Origin of the sequence: Sulfurimonas sp. (genome assembly GCF_029027585.1) — a bacterium.
Lineage (GTDB): Bacteria > Campylobacterota > Campylobacteria > Campylobacterales > Sulfurimonadaceae > Sulfurimonas.
The window spans coordinates 1,490,256-1,509,126 of record NZ_CP093397.1 but is presented as its reverse complement, the minus strand read 5'-3'; the positions used below and the strand labels follow the sequence as shown (position 1 = coordinate 1,509,126).

16 protein-coding genes are annotated in these 18,871 nt (G+C 30.4%); 9 read left to right on the top strand and 7 right to left on the bottom strand.

Annotation, left to right across the window (positions count from 1 at the left end):
• Nucleotides 1-58 precede the first annotated feature (58 nt).
• From MOV50_RS07815 to MOV50_RS07805, 3 genes are read left to right on the top strand one after another with little or no spacing between them, the layout of a single operon-like run.
• Entirely contained in the window at nt 59-706 is a 648-nt protein-coding gene (locus MOV50_RS07815) for an MqnA/MqnD/SBP family protein (protein WP_321777350.1), read from the top strand.
• Nucleotides 707-732: 26 nt separating this feature from the next.
• Nucleotides 733-1,653, top strand: coding sequence for a cytochrome-c peroxidase (locus tag MOV50_RS07810; RefSeq protein ID WP_321777349.1), 921 nt, complete (start codon nt 733-735; stop codon nt 1,651-1,653).
• 14 nt (nt 1,654-1,667) lie between these two features.
• Nucleotides 1,668-3,737 (top strand): EAL domain-containing protein, encoded by a 2,070-nt coding sequence (locus MOV50_RS07805; RefSeq protein ID WP_321777348.1) that lies wholly within the window; start codon nt 1,668-1,670, stop codon nt 3,735-3,737.
• Nucleotide 3,738: 1 nt separating this feature from the next.
• Here the strand turns inward: MOV50_RS07805 and MOV50_RS07800 are convergent, their stop codons facing one another.
• Nucleotides 3,739-5,004, bottom strand: coding sequence for a malic enzyme-like NAD(P)-binding protein (locus MOV50_RS07800; protein WP_321777347.1), 1,266 nt, complete (start codon nt 5,002-5,004; stop codon nt 3,739-3,741).
• A gap of 150 nt (nt 5,005-5,154) precedes the next feature.
• Between MOV50_RS07800 and MOV50_RS07795 the strand changes: the two genes are divergently transcribed.
• Nucleotides 5,155-5,442, top strand: coding sequence for a DUF1330 domain-containing protein (locus MOV50_RS07795; protein WP_321777346.1), 288 nt, complete (start codon nt 5,155-5,157; stop codon nt 5,440-5,442).
• 16 nt (nt 5,443-5,458) lie between these two features.
• Here the strand turns inward: MOV50_RS07795 and MOV50_RS07790 are convergent, their stop codons facing one another.
• Nucleotides 5,459-6,949, bottom strand: a complete 1,491-nt coding sequence (locus tag MOV50_RS07790) for a diguanylate cyclase (protein WP_321777345.1) — start codon at nt 6,947-6,949, stop codon at nt 5,459-5,461.
• A 67-nt stretch (nt 6,950-7,016) separates the two neighbouring features.
• Nucleotides 7,017-7,349 (bottom strand): hypothetical protein, encoded by a 333-nt coding sequence (locus tag MOV50_RS07785; RefSeq protein ID WP_321777344.1) that lies wholly within the window; start codon nt 7,347-7,349, stop codon nt 7,017-7,019.
• 116 nt (nt 7,350-7,465) lie between these two features.
• On the opposite strand from MOV50_RS07785, the gene MOV50_RS07780 reads away from it, so the two are divergent.
• Together MOV50_RS07780 and MOV50_RS07775 are read left to right on the top strand one after the other, a co-directional pair.
• Nucleotides 7,466-8,113 (top strand): response regulator transcription factor, encoded by a 648-nt coding sequence (locus MOV50_RS07780; RefSeq protein ID WP_321777343.1) that lies wholly within the window; start codon nt 7,466-7,468, stop codon nt 8,111-8,113.
• Nucleotides 8,106-9,227 carry a HAMP domain-containing sensor histidine kinase gene (locus MOV50_RS07775; protein WP_321777342.1) on the top strand — a complete coding sequence of 374 codons (1,122 nt, stop codon included), beginning with the start codon at nt 8,106-8,108 and terminating at the stop codon, nt 9,225-9,227. The genes MOV50_RS07780 and MOV50_RS07775 overlap by 8 nt, the downstream gene beginning before the upstream one ends.
• Here the strand turns inward: MOV50_RS07775 and MOV50_RS07770 are convergent.
• From MOV50_RS07770 to MOV50_RS07760, 3 genes are all read right to left on the bottom strand, one after another.
• A complete protein-coding gene (locus tag MOV50_RS07770; protein ID WP_321777341.1) occupies nt 9,219-10,988 on the bottom strand; it encodes an ABC transporter ATP-binding protein in 1,770 nt (589 codons plus the stop codon). The genes MOV50_RS07775 and MOV50_RS07770 overlap by 9 nt on opposite strands.
• On the bottom strand, nt 10,989-12,020 hold the full coding sequence (locus MOV50_RS07765) for an SO_0444 family Cu/Zn efflux transporter (protein ID WP_321777340.1): 1,032 nt from the start codon (nt 12,018-12,020) through the stop codon (nt 10,989-10,991).
• A gap of 146 nt (nt 12,021-12,166) precedes the next feature.
• The gene (locus MOV50_RS07760) at nt 12,167-13,108 is read right to left on the bottom strand and encodes a diguanylate cyclase (RefSeq protein WP_321777339.1); all 942 of its coding nucleotides are present in this window, start codon (nt 13,106-13,108) and stop codon (nt 12,167-12,169) included.
• Nucleotides 13,109-13,537: 429 nt separating this feature from the next.
• Between MOV50_RS07760 and MOV50_RS07755 the strand changes: the two genes are divergently transcribed.
• From MOV50_RS07755 to MOV50_RS07745, 3 genes are all read left to right on the top strand, one after another.
• Nucleotides 13,538-13,801, top strand: a complete 264-nt coding sequence (locus tag MOV50_RS07755; RefSeq protein WP_321777338.1) for a hypothetical protein — start codon at nt 13,538-13,540, stop codon at nt 13,799-13,801.
• 346 nt (nt 13,802-14,147) lie between these two features.
• Nucleotides 14,148-15,962, top strand: a complete 1,815-nt coding sequence (locus MOV50_RS07750) for a diguanylate cyclase (RefSeq protein WP_321777337.1) — start codon at nt 14,148-14,150, stop codon at nt 15,960-15,962.
• Nucleotides 15,963-16,027: 65 nt separating this feature from the next.
• Nucleotides 16,028-17,464 carry a sensor domain-containing diguanylate cyclase gene (locus tag MOV50_RS07745; protein WP_321777336.1) on the top strand — a complete coding sequence of 479 codons (1,437 nt, stop codon included), beginning with the start codon at nt 16,028-16,030 and terminating at the stop codon, nt 17,462-17,464.
• Here MOV50_RS07745 and gltX read toward each other — a convergent pair.
• Nucleotides 17,456-18,844 (bottom strand): glutamate--tRNA ligase, encoded by a 1,389-nt coding sequence (gene gltX, locus MOV50_RS07740; protein ID WP_321777335.1) that lies wholly within the window; start codon nt 18,842-18,844, stop codon nt 17,456-17,458. The genes MOV50_RS07745 and gltX overlap by 9 nt on opposite strands.
• Between the last annotated feature and the right edge of the window lie 27 nt (nt 18,845-18,871).

Genomic DNA, 18,871 nt, shown 5'->3' with positions numbered 1-18,871 from the left:
TCTGTAACTTTATTTTAAGCGATTATATCAAAATAAGCTAAGGGGTGTATAATTTCGCATGGTTTTTGGAAAAATAGAATATTTAAATCTTTTACCCTTTCATGTTTTTATGAAACGCTTTACAAAGAGTTCACAACAAAGCATGAGTATGAACTATAAGCGTGGTGTACCTGCAAAAATTAATAAAGAATTTTTATCTCGCAGAGTAGATGCCGCTTTTATATCTAGTATTAGTGCAAAAAAATATAGACATGTAAACCTTGGAATAATCGCAAAAAAAGAAGTTCTTAGCGTTTTAGTCATCCCAAATGTAAAAAATGAAGCCGATATAGAGTCTGCTAGTTCTAATGTACTGGCAAAAATTTTAGATATTAAAGGCAAAGTTCTAATAGGTGATAAAGCTCTTAAGCATTACCTCGATAAAAAACCTTATATAGACTTAGCATCTCAGTGGAACTCTAGATACAAACTACCATTTGTTTTTGCTCTACTTTGCTATCACAAAGATAAACGACTATATAAAAATATTGAAATACAGTTTTTAAAACAAAAAATAAAAATTCCACAATATCTTTTAAATTCAGCATCTATAAGAACAGGTGTTTTAAAAGAAGATATACTTAACTATCTTTCATACATTTCGTATGATTTAGATTTTAAAGCAAAAAAAGGTCTTTCACTTTTTTATAAAAAAAGTTCCTATTAAATATTCTTTAGATAAAATGAATTACTATGAAGACAATATTATTACTTTTTTTTACTATTGTTCTTTTTGCCACTGAACCTATATCACCGATTCCTATAGATATAAGAGTAGATTTAAAAAAAGCTAAACTTGGTCAAAAACTGTTTTCTGATACTACTCTTTCTAAAGATAATTCAACTTCCTGTCTTAGTTGTCATGATATTTTTAATGGTGGAGCTGACTCTAACATAGTTTCTAGTGGTTTCGCGAACAAAAGAGGCAATGTCCAGTCCCCTACAGTATTAAACGCTAGATACAATTTTAAACAATTTTGGAATGGTCGAGCAGAAAACCTAACACAACAAGCTAATGGTCCAATAAACAATCCAGTTGAACATAACATGAATCCAAAAATTGTTGAAGATAGACTAAATGATTCATCACAATACAAAAAACTTTTTAAAAAGGTTTATGGAACTTCAGTGATTTCTTACAAACAAGTCCTAGATGCAATAGTAGAATTTGAAAATGCTCTTACTACACCAAACTCTAAATTTGACAAATTTTTAAGAGGCGAAACTAAACTGAGTAAAGATGAAAAAGAGGGTTATATTCTTTTTAAAAAAAACGGCTGTATTACTTGTCATAATGGAATTAATATTGGTGGTAATGCATTTCAAAAAATGGGAACATTTTTAGAGTATAAAACAAAAAATGACTATCCTGACAGAAGTAAAATCACATATAATCCAAATCATAAAAATGTTTTTAAAGTTCCTACACTTAGAAACATAAATAAAACAGCTCCTTACTTTCATGATGGCAGTGCTAAAACACTAAAAGAAGCTTTGAGTGCAATGACTAAACATAACTTAGGAATTAAACTTGATGATAAAGAAGTTAAAAAAATCATTTCTTTTTTAAAAACACTTGATGGTGAACTACCTAAAATACTGGAAAAAAAATGAGACTAAAACAAGTAATGTTCCTAGTACTAGGACTTGGAATTATTTCCTCTATTGCTATTATTTATTTTTATATTATTCAAAAAAACTTCACCAAACAACACAGAGAATTTATTCTATCTGTAAGTGTATTAGAAAATGCCCATATTGACCTAGAGCACCAAATACTGAAAAGTTCAATATATGCTTACCATAATCAAGACGAAATGGCAGCTACCATAAGAAGAGTTGAACAAAACTATGAAAACCTCATTGATTCTGAAATATTAAAAGATACTACATATATTCAAACTAAAAGAGATCTACAATTACTTCAAAAAGAAATAAGCCTTAACCTACAAAATATAGAAGAATATATTATGTTAAATGCAGGTATAAAAAACTCTTTAGTATTTTTAAGTAGGTATATAGATGAAGCGACATTTTTAAAAAATGAAGATAGAAATCTTTTCATAAATGCTATAAAAATTTTAAAGCACTTCAACGATGCAAAAAGAATGCAAGATAGTGACTATTTTAATAATACTAGTTTTTTACTAAAATCTAACGCTAGAGATGCTAAAACTCAAATCTTTCTTTATAACTTCAACATTCACTCTAAATACCTTATAAACAGATATCCAATATATTTACAAACCACAAAAACTATTCTTAATAATAATATTCACAAACATATAGAGGAATTAAAAAAAGACTTCTCAACTAAGGCTTTGAATGACTTCCAAGCACTTGATAAATTTGCATTTATATTATTTAGTCTATTTGTCTTTTCTCTTTTTCTTATTATTCTCCTTTTTATCAAGTATCTGAGAGAAAACAAAAAACTTCTTAAGACTAAATCTTCATTAGAACATTCTCTTGTATATGACCAATTAACTGGGCTTAATAATAGAAGAGCATTTGAGATTCACCTTAAAACAATTAGAGAACCACATCTTTTAATTATTAATATTGACGATTTTAAATATATTAATGATATATATGGAAATGATGTAGGCAATCTAGTACTGCAAAAATTAGCACAAATTTTAAAAGATGAGTTTTCAGGTCGTTCAAATACTTATATCTATCGTATTGGTGGTGATGAATTTGGAATATTATTTGATAAAATTTCAAATAAAAAAGCATATAAAATTGCCAAAGCATTGGAAAATAAGATATCCAACTATAGCTTTATAGCTTATGATTTAACTTTGAATCTACTAGTTAGTATTGCAAGTAACTCGGTAGTTCCTATTTTAGAGAATACTGACCTTGCTCTAAAACTACTTAAAAAGGATCACACAAAAAGAGTTTTAGAATACAAGGATACTCTTAACCTTAAAACAGATGTTAAAAAGAATATGAATACGATTGAACAGATAAAGAGTGCTGTACAAAACGATAGAATAGTTCCATTTTTTCAACCAATAATAAACCTAAACACATCTAAAATAGAAAAGTATGAAGCTCTAGTTAGACTAAAACTTAAAGATGGAACTTTTTTGCCACCATGTAAGTTTTTAGATATTGCTAAAAAAAGTTCTTACTATCGTTATATAACTCAAACAATGATAGAAAAAACTTTAAAAATAGCACAAGAATTTCCTCAATATAGATTTTCAATAAATATTTCTATGATAGATATACTAGATGCCAAACTTACTCATATGTTGTTTGAAACTCTAGATACCAACACTGATGTAGCAAAAAGAATAGACTTTGAATTGCTAGAATCAGAAAACCTTCAAAACTTGGAAATTGTTCAGGAGTTCATAAACAAACTCCATATTTTTGGCTCAAAAATTCTTATAGATGATTTTGGTGCAGGCTACTCTAACTTTTCATACTTTTCAAGTTTGGACATAGATATAATAAAAATTGATGGTTCCATAGTTAAAGAAATAGAAACAGATAATAAAAAACTCCATATGCTCACAAGTATTCATAAATTTTCAAATGGAATGAATATGAAAAATGTTGCTGAATATGTTGAAACAAAAGAGGTAGCACAACTACTAAAAAAAGTTGGTGTAGAGTATGCACAAGGATTCTATTTTGGTCAACCAATAGAAAAGCCTCTAGAGGATGACAAAGTAATTATCTAGATTATTTTAATATCTTAGACAACTCTTTTTTATAAGCTTTTAACTCAAAATCTTTTACTTGTGCAACACCACTATCAACAGCAGCTTGTGCAACAGCACTAGAAATCTCAACTATAAGTCTTTTGTCAAAAGGAGAAGGAATAAGATAGTTTTTACCAAATTTTATTTCACTTGAGTAAAGTTCTTTTATCTCTTTTGATACTTCTTTTCTAGCAAGGTCAGCTAAGGCTTTTGCCGCCGCAATTTTCATCTCAAGGTTAATCTTTGTAGCACGAACATCCATAGCCCCCCTAAAGATAAATGGGAAACCTAAAACATTGTTAACTTGATTGTCAAAATCACTTCTTCCTGTTGCAACAAGTGCATCTGGTCTTGCTTTTATAACATCATCAGGAAAAACTTCTGGAACTGGGTTTGCCAAAGTAAAAACGATTGGTTCATTTGCCATACTTTTAATATCTTCTATTGTAAATGAGCCAGGACGAGAAAGTCCTACGACAACATCAGCAGACTCAAAAACTTCAGAGTGAGTCATATAACCAGAAGCACAAAACTCTCTTTTAAAATCATTTAAATCACTTCTTCCATTATGAATAACACCTTTGGAGTCAAGCATATATATTTCTCTAACTCCCAAGCTTCGGTAAAGTCTTGCACAAGAGATTGCTGCTGCACCTGCACCAACAACTACGATTTTTAAATTTTCTAGTTTTCTATGTGTTACTTCACAAGCATTTATAATCGCCGCTGCTGAGATAACTGCTGTTCCATGTTGGTCATCATGCATAACAGGGATATCTAATTCTTCAACAAGACGACGCTCTATTTCAAAACACTCTGGAGCTTTTATATCTTCTAGGTTTATAGCACCAAAAGTAGGAGCGATAGCTGTAACAACTGAACAAAATCTATCTACACTCTCACTATCTACTTCTATATCAAAACAATCAAGTCCAGCGAAACTTTTAAATAAAATCGCTTTTCCTTCCATAACAGGCTTAGATGCTAAAGCACCAATATTTCCAAGTCCTAAAACTGCCGTACCATTTGTAATAACTGCTACTAAATTCTTTTTAGCAGTATAACGATAAGCATTTTCTGGATTTTTTTCAATTTCCAAACATGGAACTGCAACACCAGGTGTGTAAGCTAATGACAAATCTCTCTGTGTTGCTACTGGTTTTGTAGTTTCTACTGAAATCTTCCCTGGTTGAGGAAATTCGTGGTAATCAAGCGCTTCTTGGTCTGTTGTTGGTGTTTTTGACATTTTATAAACCCCTAAGTATAATTTTTTCGGAATTATATCATAATTTCATTTTATATTACTAGACTCTAGTAATAATAAAAACTAGATTGATTCTTATGGGTATATAAGGTATAATTTTTTCTAATAAATGAAAAATAGAAGGATTTAGAGATGCCTCATTATCTAGTAGGACAAATCACAGTAAAAAATGAAACACTTTGGCAAGAGTATATTCTTGGAGTACAAAAATCTCTTCTTAACTTTGAAGCTGAGATAATTTTTAGAGGAAAAAGTTCAAGTGTTCTAGCGGGGAAAAACAACAAAGAATTGATAGTAGTGGTAAAGTTTAGTGATAAAACAACTCTAGATGCGTGGTTTAACTCTAAAAAATACCAGTCAATAATAGCGACTAGAGATGCAGCGGCTGATGTTGTTATAACTTGTTATGATGAATACTAAAGAGTTTAAATGCCTTTTATTCTATCAATAAGCTTTTAAACTTATTGCGTCCATCTTTTTTAGCCTTATATAGTAGTTCATCAATTTTTTTATACATCTCATCTGGACTTAAAAGATGTTTTACTCCAAACTGAATCACTCCAGCTGAAATAGTTACAAACTCAGATGCAAAGTTGTTTTGATGCGGGATTTTTAAGGACTCTATCTCTTTTAAAATATTACCAGCAAGTTCTTGCAATTGTGTAAAATCTTTTTGATATGAAAGTATCATGAACTCTTCTCCACCTATACGAAAAGCATAATCATAAGAACGGTTTGTATGTGCAGACAATATATGTGAAACTGATTTTAACGCGATATCTCCATCATGATGTCCATAAGTATCGTTAAACTGTTTAAAACAGTCTATATCTAACATTATCATACTCAATGGTTTTTCATCTCTTTTTGAACGCTTTACTTCTTTTTCAAAAATCATTTCAAAATAATTTCTATTGTATAAACCAGTAAGAGTATCAGTTATAGAAACTTGTTCTATTTTTTTCTTGTTGTCAATATTTGTTAAAAAAAGATTAAAAGAAGTTAATTTAAAATTATGATCTAACTGTGGGAAAATTTCTAAGAAAAACCATACTTTTGTATCGTTTATCTCAATATATATTTCTGCTTTGTACTCTTTTGCTGAATAAATAATATTTCTAAATTTCATAAACTGTACTTCATTTGTAAAAAAATACTGGTTCTTAGTATTTAAAATATCTGTTTTTTGTATATATAATGAACGACATAATGCATTACTTATATCTAATACTTCGGTATCTAAGCTAATACTCGCTGTTAAAATATTTTGATCAATAAGATAAAGTTGTTTGTTGTTTGAACGATTAATTTTAAGTAAGTTTATAACCATAAAGACAACTATGACTCCTGAAACAAAGATTGAGAAGAAGAATACACTTATAACCTGACCAACCCCATTCTCTTTTACAGAAATATTATAGAACTCATCAGCCTTATTAAAAGCATACTTTTTAAGTACATCTATTTGAGTATATAGATTATCAATGTGCTCTTTTCCTTTTCCTTTTGTTATGTCTATAGCTTCTTTTAACTTATTTTGATAAACTAAAGTGATAACCTCTGAGCGAATAATTTTCCAAGATTTAAAAGAATCATATAAAATATCGATATCTTTTTTATTGCCTAAATAGTTTGTATAAACATCTGTAAAGTATTCATAAACTTTATTTTCTTCTTCTTGAATTGACTCGATAATTTTAATCATTTCTAAAGTATCTGGAGTTAAAACAACATCTTTCATATTTCTATGCATTGTTATTATAGAAGTTTGAATGCTTGCAACAGCATTACTTACTTTAAATGGATGAATGTACATTTTTTGAGTATTTTCAGTAAGTTCTTGCATCTTAACGATAGTAAAAATAGCACTAAGAGCAAATATCATAACAATGATAGTAAAACTAAAAAATAATTTTTTTATATTCATATAAATGTTGCCCTTAAATCATAACTCAATTATATAATGATAGTTATGATAATTAGCTTAATAATGTTTACTTAGCCATAGCTATTTGCAAGGTTTTTTTAATATTTAAAATCTCTTTTCTTCTTCTCATAGCGATTTCATCTTCTCTTGCTTGAATGACTGGGGTTAAAGACAGCATGCTCTTTTGGATTTCTGACTGCATTGCTAGTATTTCAGCTCTTCTTAGGGTGTTTTGCTCATTGTAGATAACTTTAGGTCTATAAATTTTTGTGTTATTTTTTTCTTTTTCGACTAAATTTAATACAGAAAATCTACTTGAATTTTTTCTCTTTTGTTTATCTTGGAGTTCCCATACTTCTAAGGGGTCTTGCTTTTGATGAAGATTAATTAACTTACCCATCTTTGTCCTCTAAATGTTTACGCAATACTAGCATAAATAGTTCCATCTGTGTAATAATATCGGCAGATGAAGTAATTTTTTATTTTCACTTGCCTTGCATTTGATATAATACAATTATGAAAATATTACTCTTGGAAGACGATACAGTTTTAGCAGATATCCTTGTTGATTATTTAGAAGAAGAGTATGAAGTCTTGCATACATATAGCATGAAAAAAGCCTTGTGTTTAAGTGAAGAGAATACCTTTGATTTGTATATTTTTGATATAAATGTTCCTGATGGAGATGGCATCTCACTTTTAAAGAATTTAAGAAATTTTAATGATGAAACACCAACTATCTTTATAACAGCATTTCATGACACTAAGTATTTAAAGTCAGCATTTGAATCAGGAGCAAATGATTTTATAAAAAAACCTTTTGATTTAGAAGAACTTACTCAACGCATAGAAAATATTAAAAGACATTTTGGACTTAGTTTTTTAGTGAATATCACAAAAGATTTGGAGTTTGACACCCAAAACCATATAGTAACCTCTAAAACTTCACTAGAGCATCTAAGCTCTAAAGAGAGTGCTTGTTTACACTACTTGTATAAAAATCGTCATCGTGTTGTAAGTGTTGAAGAGATGCTACAAAACCTTTGGGAGTATGATGAGATGCCATCAGGAGATGCTGTTCGTACGCTTATAAAAGAACTTAGAAAGTATGTTGGAAAAGAGCATATCTTAAATATACGAGGAGAGGGATATAGATTTGAATAAATTAGAAAAAAAATCATTTTACTCTTTTTTAGCACTTTATCTTGGCTCATCTTTACTTTTTGTTTTGCTATCTGGTTTTTGGTACTACTCAGCACAAAAAAATGCCTTAGAAAATACTACTTATTATAAACTTCAACATTTAGCAGATAAAATTTCAAGTCTTGTTATAAATGCTCATATGACCTCAAGTAGCTTAAATCTTCCAAAAATGGAAAGTGGTTATGAATATATGTTAATAAAATCTAGTCAAAATAAAGTTTATGAAAAAAGCTACTTTGAAAAAAATGGTTTTAAAGTTTTTGTATCTTCTGCTCCACAAAAGCATCTAAGCATAGAGTATGTGGTAACAAAAACAGATGAGTTTCACAAAAGTATAGATGCTTTAGGTAAAAATGTTCTACTTGCAATGGTTTTTATTTTTATAACTATTGGTCTTATATCTTGGATGCTCTCAAGACTTTTTATGCGTCCAATTCATCAAAAAGTAAAAGAGATAGAAGATTTTGTTCAAGATATTTCTCATGAGTTAAACACCCCCATAACAGCTTTAGGCATGAGTTCAAAAAGAGCCATACAAAAAGGGGTTTATGATGAAAAGATACTTAGAAATATATCTATCTCTACAAAACAGCTTTATAGCATCTACCAATCTCTTGCATATCTTAGCTTTAGTGAGGCAAAACAAGAATCAGAATTGCTCAACCTTCTTCCAGTTTTGGAGCGAAGTATAAAATATTATTCAGAGTTAACTCACGCTAAAAATATAAATATACAAACCGACTTAAATAAAGCTACTTTAACTATCGTAAACACAAAAGTAGAACTGCTTTTCTCAAACCTAATCTCAAATGCCATAAAATATTCCATGCCAGATACAAACATCCATATAATTTTAAAAGAAGGTTTTTTTAGCATCGAAGATGAAGGTGTCGGAATAGAACAAGAAAAACTTGATGAGATTTTTGAGCTTTATAACAGAAGTTCAAACTTAGCTGGTGGTTTTGGTGTCGGACTTAGTATAGTTAAAGAGATATGTGATGAGTTCCAAATCAATATAAATGTTACTTCAGAGTTGGAAAAGGGAAGTCGTTTTGAGTTGTCTTGGTTAAACTAACTGTTTTTTCACAAACTCCATATAATGTCCTTCTTCATCTTCTAACTCTTCGTGAGTTCCTCTTTGGACAATTTTTCCGCCTTCTAGTACATAAATAATATCAGCATTTTTAACAGTGCTTAGTCTGTGAGCGATTGTTATAACTGTTTTATCTTTTAAAAGTGGAGCAATACTAGAGTGAAGTTTTGCTTCGGTGTGAACATCAAGAGCAGAAGTAGATTCATCAAAAATAACTACACTTGGATTTGCAATAATCATTCTTGCGATGCTAAGTCTTTGTCTTTGACCTCCTGAGAGTCTGATACCATGACGACCTACAATGGTATCTAGTTTTTTTGGCATATCATCTATCATCTGAGAAAGTTGAGCAGTTTGAAGAGCCTTATAAATCTGTTCATCATTTATACTTTCATCACCCATAGTAATGTTAAATCTAAGGGAGGAGTTAAAAAGTATTGGCATCTGAAGAACTAAAAATATCTTTTGTCTTAATGAGCTTTTATCTAAATCTTCTATATCTATATCGTTATATTTTAAACTACCGCTATCTTTTTCATAAAATCCTGAAATAACTTGTGCTAAAGTAGTTTTTCCACTTCCACTAGCACCTATAAGAGCTATCTTACATCCAGCATCTATGCTTAAAGACACATCTTTAAGAATGGGTTTGTTATTTGAATATGAAAAATTTAGATTCTCCAAAGAGATATTTAAACTCTTGGCATCTATGCTTTTTGTTCCGCTTGATTCTGTTTTTAGAGTGAGGATTTTATTTATCCTCTTTAGGGCACTTTTTGCAGATGCGTAACTGTACTGCATGGTTAAAATATCTTGAACAGGAGTCATAATAAACCAGATATATCCAAACATTGCAAACATCATTCCGATGCTAAGGTCACTATACGCAACTAAAATAAGTCCAGAAGCACGAATGACTTCAAACATAGTTAAAAAGATTGTGTATGAAAGTTTTTCGTAAGCAACACTTTTGTATCCATACTCATTTGATGTTATTTGAACTCTTTTTGCATGAGAGATGGCATCTGTAAAAAAATACTCTTCTTTGTTTGATGCTTTTATCTGCCCATAAAGGTCTAGCGTTTCGCCTATGTTGTCTTGAAATTTTTCTATTGCATTGTTTTCTTCTTTTTTTAGCCTTCCTACTACCGATGCCATTTGTTTGCTGAGAAGCATGATAAGAGGCTGAATAATCAAAATCAAAACTCCTAACATTGGATCGATGATTATCATAACAACGCCAACAGCTAGAAGTGTTAAAACAGAAGAGATAAACTTACTCACACTTGTAATGATAAAATTATCAAGTGTGTTTACATCAGTTACAAGATTGGCAGTTATAGCACCTGAACCAAGAGTTTCATACTCATTCATAGATGCAACTTTTAGGTGCTCTATTAGACGCTTTCTTATCATGAAGGTGACATATTTAGAAATTTTAGTAAAAACCTTAGTGATAATAACACCAAAAAAGTAGTATATAAACCTCAATAAAATAACCACAATAGTTACAATAGCGATGTAATAAAAAGCGGTAGTTTCACCAATAAAGAAGTTAATACTCTGAACAAAATTAGCAGGTTTGTCTAAGAGAATTTCATCTACCATCATTGGTAACATCAAAGGAATAGGAACACTTACCAAGATAGCTAAAAGAGTGATAATTTGCCCATATATTAATGCAGGTTTTTTCTCTAAGATGAGCTTATATATAGTTTTAAGTGTGATTTCGTGCTTTAGCATCTAAGACTTTTTAAAATATGTTTTAGCTGTAAAGTATAACATCAAAACCCATAAAATCAAACTACTTAAAATCTCAAAAAAACCTGCTTCTTCATTCATGTGAATTAAAGATTTTACATCTATGGAGTTTATGTCAAAGATAAAATCAAGTCCTAAACCAAATAGTACACTTCCTACAATAATAGTTCCAAGATAAATATATAAAGATGTAGTTCCAAGCATTTTTTTAACAACACCTATAGTTACGGTGTTAGTTGCGGGACCTGCACTTAAAAATACAAAAGCAGCTCCCGCACTTACTCCGCTAAGCATTAAAGCTGCTGCAATAGGCAGAGATGCTGTGGCACAAACATACATAGGAACTGCAATAGAGATAGCAATTAGATATGAAAGCCAAGAGTATTCAAGTAAGATATTACTTAGGTTTTGAGGTATGGCAATCGTTATCAAGGCTCCAAAGAAAAGACCAAAAAGTAATGCTTTTGAGATGTCAGATAGAAGTGTTACGAAAGCATACTTAATAGCACTTTTTAGTGAAAATTTCTTTTTCTCAGATGCAGTAGAAGTCGTAGAAGAGCAACAACTATTACAACTTTGATGTTTTTCTTCTTTTACAACTTCTTTATCTAAATAGTTTGTTAGTATTCCAGCTACCATAGCTATTATCATAGAAGTAAAGATACGGTAAAGAGTAAATACCCAACCAAACATTCCATAAGTAGCAAGAATAGAATCAACTCCTGTTATGGGAGTGGAGATTAAAAAAGATAATGTTGCACCCTTACTAGCACCACTCTTTTTAATACTAGATGCAATAGGGATAACACCGCAAGAACACACAGGTAAAGGAATTCCAAAAATTGTGGCTTTGATAACAGAGAGGATATTTTCCTTACCTAGATGCTTAGTAACGATAGAATCAGGTACTAGTTCGTGTAAAACTCCCGCAAAGGCTAAACCAAAAAGGATATAGATAGCCATCGCATTGCTCAAATCATAAAGTGCTGTAAAAAATTCTAATATATTTTCCATAATGTATTTTACTTCTTTCAAACTTATATATATATATAAAATGAAAATCATTCTCAGTAAATAAGTTATAAATACAATTGAAACTTTATTGAGACATTTGATGAGCTACACTTATGAAAATATAAGAAAGAAATATGAATATGATTTTAAGTGCAAACAACACAGTTCCTTCCCTTTGCTTTTGCAGCATAAAGAGCTTTGTCAGTTGCATCTAATAGCTCAATACAACTTAGCTCATCTATGAAGCTACTCACTCCAAAGCTAGCACTAAGATGCTCTAAAACAACAAACCTATGCTCTGCTATGGTAGAAAGTAGTTTATGAGCTAGAGCATTTGCTTGAGTTTTGTTTGTATGTGGAAGTACTATGAGAAACTCTTCTCCTCCCCATCTTCCTAGATGGTCGCCTTCTCTTATGGAGTTTTTTAGAAGTTGTGCAAACTCTACAAGAACAGCATCCCCTTGAATGTGTCCATATGTGTCGTTTACATATTTGAAAAAATCTATATCTATGAGTAAGATGCTACATTCCTGTTCGTTTCTGCAAAAGTAGGAGTACTGTTTTTTGAGTTGTGCATCTATGTACATTCTGTTTGGTATTTTGGTGAGTTGGTCAGTTTGCGATAGATGCTTTAGTCTGAGTTCACTGTTTTTTAACTCCGTGATGTCTGTGAGGTAACCAACAAAACTCACAATGTTGTCGTTGGCATCTCGCAAGAGTAGAGTGTGGTTTTGTACCCACTTGACACAGGCAGTTTTAGTCACTACTCGGTAGGGCTGATGCCTAAAGGTAAGTAGTTTTTTTTCTATGGCATTTTGCATGTCGTGCAAAACACGGTTTATGTCGTCTTCGTAGATGCAGTGAGAAAAACTCAGAGCTTTTGACTCTAGCTCTTGTTTTGTGCAACCTATGAGCTGGTGAATGTTTTGCGAAACATAGTAAATGGTAGATGCAGAGTCATTGTGCCAGCGAAGTAAGATTGCACTGCTCAAGTTTAGAAGTGTCTGATGCTCTAAAAGAGTTTGTTCTAGTGTGTCTATTTTTCTTTTAAGATGAAAAGGGATGTAAAAAAAAGCAACTACAAACATGGATATGCTTAGATACAAAGACTTAACCATAGTAAAACACCCCTAATTTATGTGTGTGAATGAAAAATTTTAAAATTTACATGTTTTTTTAATAACGATTAATAACTAATGTGTGATAATGTATAGATTTATTTTAATACTAAAGTAGCATCTACGCTTTTATATTTGTGTAATAGTTTGTTTAAAAAGTTAATGCTTTTTTCTTTATCTACACAAGAGTAATTTATGGCATCTGGAAGTTCCTTTAGTATTAGTTTATTTGCTTTGGTAAAAGATATGTATTAAAAGTTATTGTTTGAATACTCTATGTAAATATCTTTTTCCATTACATCAATATATTTTATTGACAAAGCGGAAACTATTCCTTTTTGTGAAATTATAGTAAATAATTTCCGTTTTGTCAACTATTTCAGATAGGAATTGTTATAAATGACAAAAAAAGAATTAGCTCAGCGAATAAATGTTGACCCTAAGACAATTAAAAACTGGGAATCTAGTAAGCCCGAACTTATAAAATTGATTAACCTTGGACTAGAAGTTGAAAAACATTTAGGTTCAAAAGAATTAGTTGATAAATTAGACTTACAAAAAACAGATTTGGATTTAATAAAGCTTATTAATATAGGGCTTGCAACAGAAGAGCAAATTAAGAGTACTGAAGAATATTTACAAATAATTAAAAAAGATAAATGATAAAATGAGATTTAAAGTAAAATTATGGGATCTGAAAAGTGCTTGAAAGTATGCTCTAGTGGTAGGAAACAAAGGTTTATTTACAAATGGCTGTAAAAACACATAAAAACTTGGCACCTTAGTATTTAAAGATAATATTACAAAAGAGATACTTTTGTCAAAACATATTGAGTTTACTATCTGCATTTATGTTATCTTGGAAGACATTGTGTCAGAAGCTCAAAACAAAGTATATGTTCTATTTTTTATTTATATGTTACTGTTTCTTAATTAAAAAATAATTTACTTGGCTTTTAGAGATAGACTTAATATAAGACTTTTTAATAATATATGCTATAATTTAGCTATGAATATTTTTAATAATCTAGATACTTTCATTGAGTTGATAACAGATTTAGCTTTTTTTAAAAATATGGATGATGTATATACTCATTGCAATGAAGCCTATTTAAGTTTTGTCGGTAAAACTAGAGAAGAAATTATTGGAAAGAGAGGCTTTGAGATATATTCAAATGAAAATGCTAGTAAAATTCAAAAAAATGACTATGAGATATTAGCGACTAATAGAAGTAAAACTTTTGAAGAGGCTTTCATCAATAAAGATAAGTCTATTAGTTATTTTTACATTACAAAACAAGTATTACATAATGACTTAGGGGAAAAACTTGGACTTTTTTGTATTGCAAGAAATATTACTGCAGAAAAAGAGTATCAGTTAATCTATGAAGATAATAAGCTACTCCTAGAGTATATTGCTAAGCATAACGACATATCTCTAATCCTCAATAAAATAGTAAACCTGGCAGAAGATAGAAACAAAGATTCCAAGTGTTCTATCCTTTTGTTAAATAAAAGTAAAAGAAATCTATTTACTGGAGCTTCTCCAAGTCTACCTGATTTTTATAATGAAGCCATCAATGGTGTAGAAATCGGTGAAAAGATAGGTTCATGTGGAAGTGCAGTCTATAAAAAACAAAGAGTTATAGTTGAGAATATTAATACGCATGAAAACTGGCAAGGATATTTAGAGTTAACCAAAAAAGCAAATCTACATGCTTGCTGGTCTGAACCTATATTTTCTTCAGGAGATGAGATTCTTGGTAGCTTCGCTATGTACAGTAGTAAAGTAAATGCTCCGAGTGACTTTGAATTAAAACTGATTAGTTCTTATGCCCATTTAGTTTCAATTGCTATAGAGAAAGACAATCAGAATAAGGCGATAAAAGAGTCGAATAAGAAACTAAGACTAAGCGAACAGGAATCAGCTCAGCTTTTTGACAACGCCTTAGTTGGGCTAATGTATATTAGCCAAGATAGAATCTTATTAAAAGCCAACCAGCATCTGGCAAATATATTTGGTTATGAAAACCCTGAAGAAATGGTTGGGATTAGCACAAGAGAACTTCATTTATCCCAAAGTAAATTTTTAGAGTTTGGTAAAATTTATTTTAAAACTTTGATACATCGAACGAACTTGAATATAGAGTACCAGCAAAAGAAAAAAGATGGTTCAACGGTCTGGTGTGAACTATCTGGAAAAGCTTTGGATGAACAAACTCCTGCTGATTTAGCAAAGGGCGTTCTTTGGACAGTTAAAGATATAACAAAGAATAAAAAACTTAAACAAAAGGTAAAAGATAGAACAAAAGAGATAGAAGATAAAAACAAACAATTACAAAATTTAGCAACCAAGGACTATTTAACTGGTTTATATAATCGTTCAAAAATAGATGACTCTATAGATTATCAAATTAAACGCTCAAAACGCTATGAAAGTATTTTTGGTGTGATTATGCTGGATATTGATTACTTTAAATTAGTAAATGACGAACATGGACACCAAGTGGGAGATAAGATTTTATTAGAGTTTGCTAAAGTGCTTACAGATGTATTTAGAGAAACGGATATAGTAGGTAGATGGGGTGGAGAAGAGTTTCTTATTATCATCGAAGATACAGACAAAAAAGGTATTATAAATCTAGCACATAAGATAAAAGCGACTATTGAGAGGCATGATTTTCCTGTTATAAAACGAAAGACAGTGAGTATAGGTGTAACAATTTATCATAAAAATGAAAATATAAATGAGCTTATACAGAGAGTTGACAAAGCACTTTATAAAGCAAAGAATAGTGGTAGGAATCAAGTTCAATATCTATAAGTTTTTATGTTATTCTATAAGTATATTTGATATAATAACTATCAAATAATAAGAAAGAAAAATATATGAAATCTAAATACAAAATAATATACATAATCGCATTTTTACTCCTCTTTTTAAGCATAAGTCTTTCAGTTGTAAATTATGTAGTATCACTTAAAAGCACTCAAGACCAACTTGAAAACTCATCTCTTCCTCTTAGTACAGATAATATTTATAGTGAAATTCAAACACATCTGATAAAGCCTACTCTTATCGCTTCTATGATGGCTCAAGATACTTTTGTAATAGATTGGTTAAAGAGTCAAGAAGAAGATGAAGAAAAAATAAAATCTTTCTTAGAATCAATAAAAAATAAATATAACATGTCAACTGTTTTTTTAGCTTCACAAAGTACTCAAAATTATTATTTATCTCGTGGGTTTATAGAGAAGATGAATAGGAAAAATAGAACAAATAATTGGTACTATGAATTTAAAGATGAGGCTGCTTCTTATGAAGTAAATATTGATTTTAATGAAAATATAAATAATTCCATGTTTATGTTTATAAATTATAAAATATTTGATAAAAAGTTTCATATGTTAGGTGTAACTGGCGTAGGCTTGGAAGTTTCATATATCGATGAGATGTTAAAGAAATTTCGTGAATTTTATAAATTTAAAGTATTTTTTGTAAATAAAAATGGTGATATTATTTTATATGAGCGAGGCGTAAATGAGCTAAGAAATTTAAAAAATGATGAGAGTCTTTATCAGCATAAAGATGAGCTACTTACAAGTGAAAACAATACTTTAAAATATAAAGACAAAAAAGGTAGTGATTATTTAATCCATTCAAAATATATACCAGAACTAAACCTGTATCTTTTTGTTCAAGCAAAAATATCTGACTTTACGGGAGATGTTTTAAAAACATTTTATATAAATTTAGTCTTATCTCTAATTATAGCAGTTATTATTGTATATATTATAGCAACTATGATTCGTTCACACAGTATTAAACTTGAAAATCTTGCAAATATAGATGAGTTAACAAACTTACCAAATAGAAGAGTTTTTGATGATAAAATGACTCAATTACTACTAGTAAATGAAAGAAAACCTATTAGCATGTCAATTTTATTTTTTGATATTGATGATTTTAAAAAGATTAATGACACTTTTGGACATCACATAGGGGACAAAGTTTTAGTACGAATAGCACAAATTTTAAGAGAAAATGTAAGAGAAAGTGATATTTACGCTAGATGGGGTGGAGAAGAATTTATTGTCACTTTTATTAACTCATCACTAGATCAATCAGAAACAATAGCGCAAAAATTAAGAACTAGTATAGAGATGGATGAAGATTTAAGCTTATTGCTTGATAGTTGCGTAACAGCAAGTTTTGGGTTAACACAAGTTGAAGAAAAAGATAGCTTGGAAAGTATTTTAAAAAGGGTTGATACCCTCCTTTATAAAGCTAAAAAGGAAGGAAAGAACCGAGTGCTTTTAGTTTAGTTTTGTAATTATATTTGCAATTCTTAGCATAGTTTCATCTTTACCTAAAATTGCCATAACATCATCAAGCCCAGGACCACTCATTTTACCAAGAAGTGCTACACGAAGAGGTTGACCAATTTTTCCAAAACCTATCTCCATCTCGTTTACAACATTCTCCATTAAGTGATGGTAATCGCTAGGAAGATGACAATCCTCACAAGCTGTAAGTTTTGCTCCAAAAGCATTTAAAACTGAGATGGCTTCTCCTTTAAAAGCTTTTTTAACAGACTTTTCATCATAAGAAGTTGGAGTTGTAAGTATCTCTTTTGTTAAATTCGCTAACTCTTTTAGTGTTTTTGCTCTTTCTTTTAGTGCATCTAGTAAAATCTCTTTTTTATCATGTGAAGTTAAAACTAAATCATAATCTAAAAGAAGCTCCGCTAATTTTGCGTTTGGAGTATTTTTTATATAATGAGAATTTAACCAGTCAAGTTTTTCAGTATTATAAATAGATGCTGATTTGTTTATATCTTTTGGGTTAAAAAGTTCTTGCATCTCATCCATGCTAAATATCTCTTGGTCACCATGACTCCAACCAAGACGAACTAAAAAGTTTAAAAGAGCCTCTGGAGTATAACCCATCTCTTTATAGTCCATAACATCAGTAGCCCCATCGCGTTTGCTAAGTTTTTTACCTTTTGAGTTGTGAATCATAGGTACATGGTAAAATTTAGGAAGAGGAAAGCCTAGTGCTTCATAAACTACTATCTGTTTAGGAGTATTTGAAAGGTGGTCATCTCCACGAATCACCTCATTTATGCCCATTAAATAATCATCTATTGCTACTACAAAGTTATAAGTAGGTGCACCATCGGCTCTTGCTATTACAAAATCATCTAAGATATCTTCTGCTTGAAAAGACACATCGCCTTTTACTCCATCATGAACTAAAATTTCTCCACTTAGAGGTGCTTTTATTCGGATAACAGGCTCTTCGCCCTCTGGAGGAATTCCATCAAAATCACGATATTTTCCATTATATTTTGTGCGCTGTTTATTTGCCATTTGAATTTCACGAAGCTCTGTTAGCTCCTCTTTTGACATGTAACATTTATAAGCTTTACCTTCATCTAAAAGTTGTTTTATATACTTTGCATAAATCTCATCACGCTGTGACTGGTAAGTTATTTCGCCATCATGCTTTAAACCAAGCCACTCAAAAGCTTTTAGTATTGCATCTGTAGCTTCTTGTGAGTTTCTTGCTTTGTCTGTATCTTCGATACGAAGTACGAACTCTCCGCCATTTTTCTTAGCCCAAAGGTAAGAGAATAGAGCAGTTCGTAAACCACCAATATGAAGATAACCAGTAGGAGAAGGAGCAAAACGAGTAACAACCATGAAAAAGCCTTTTATTTTAATAATGCA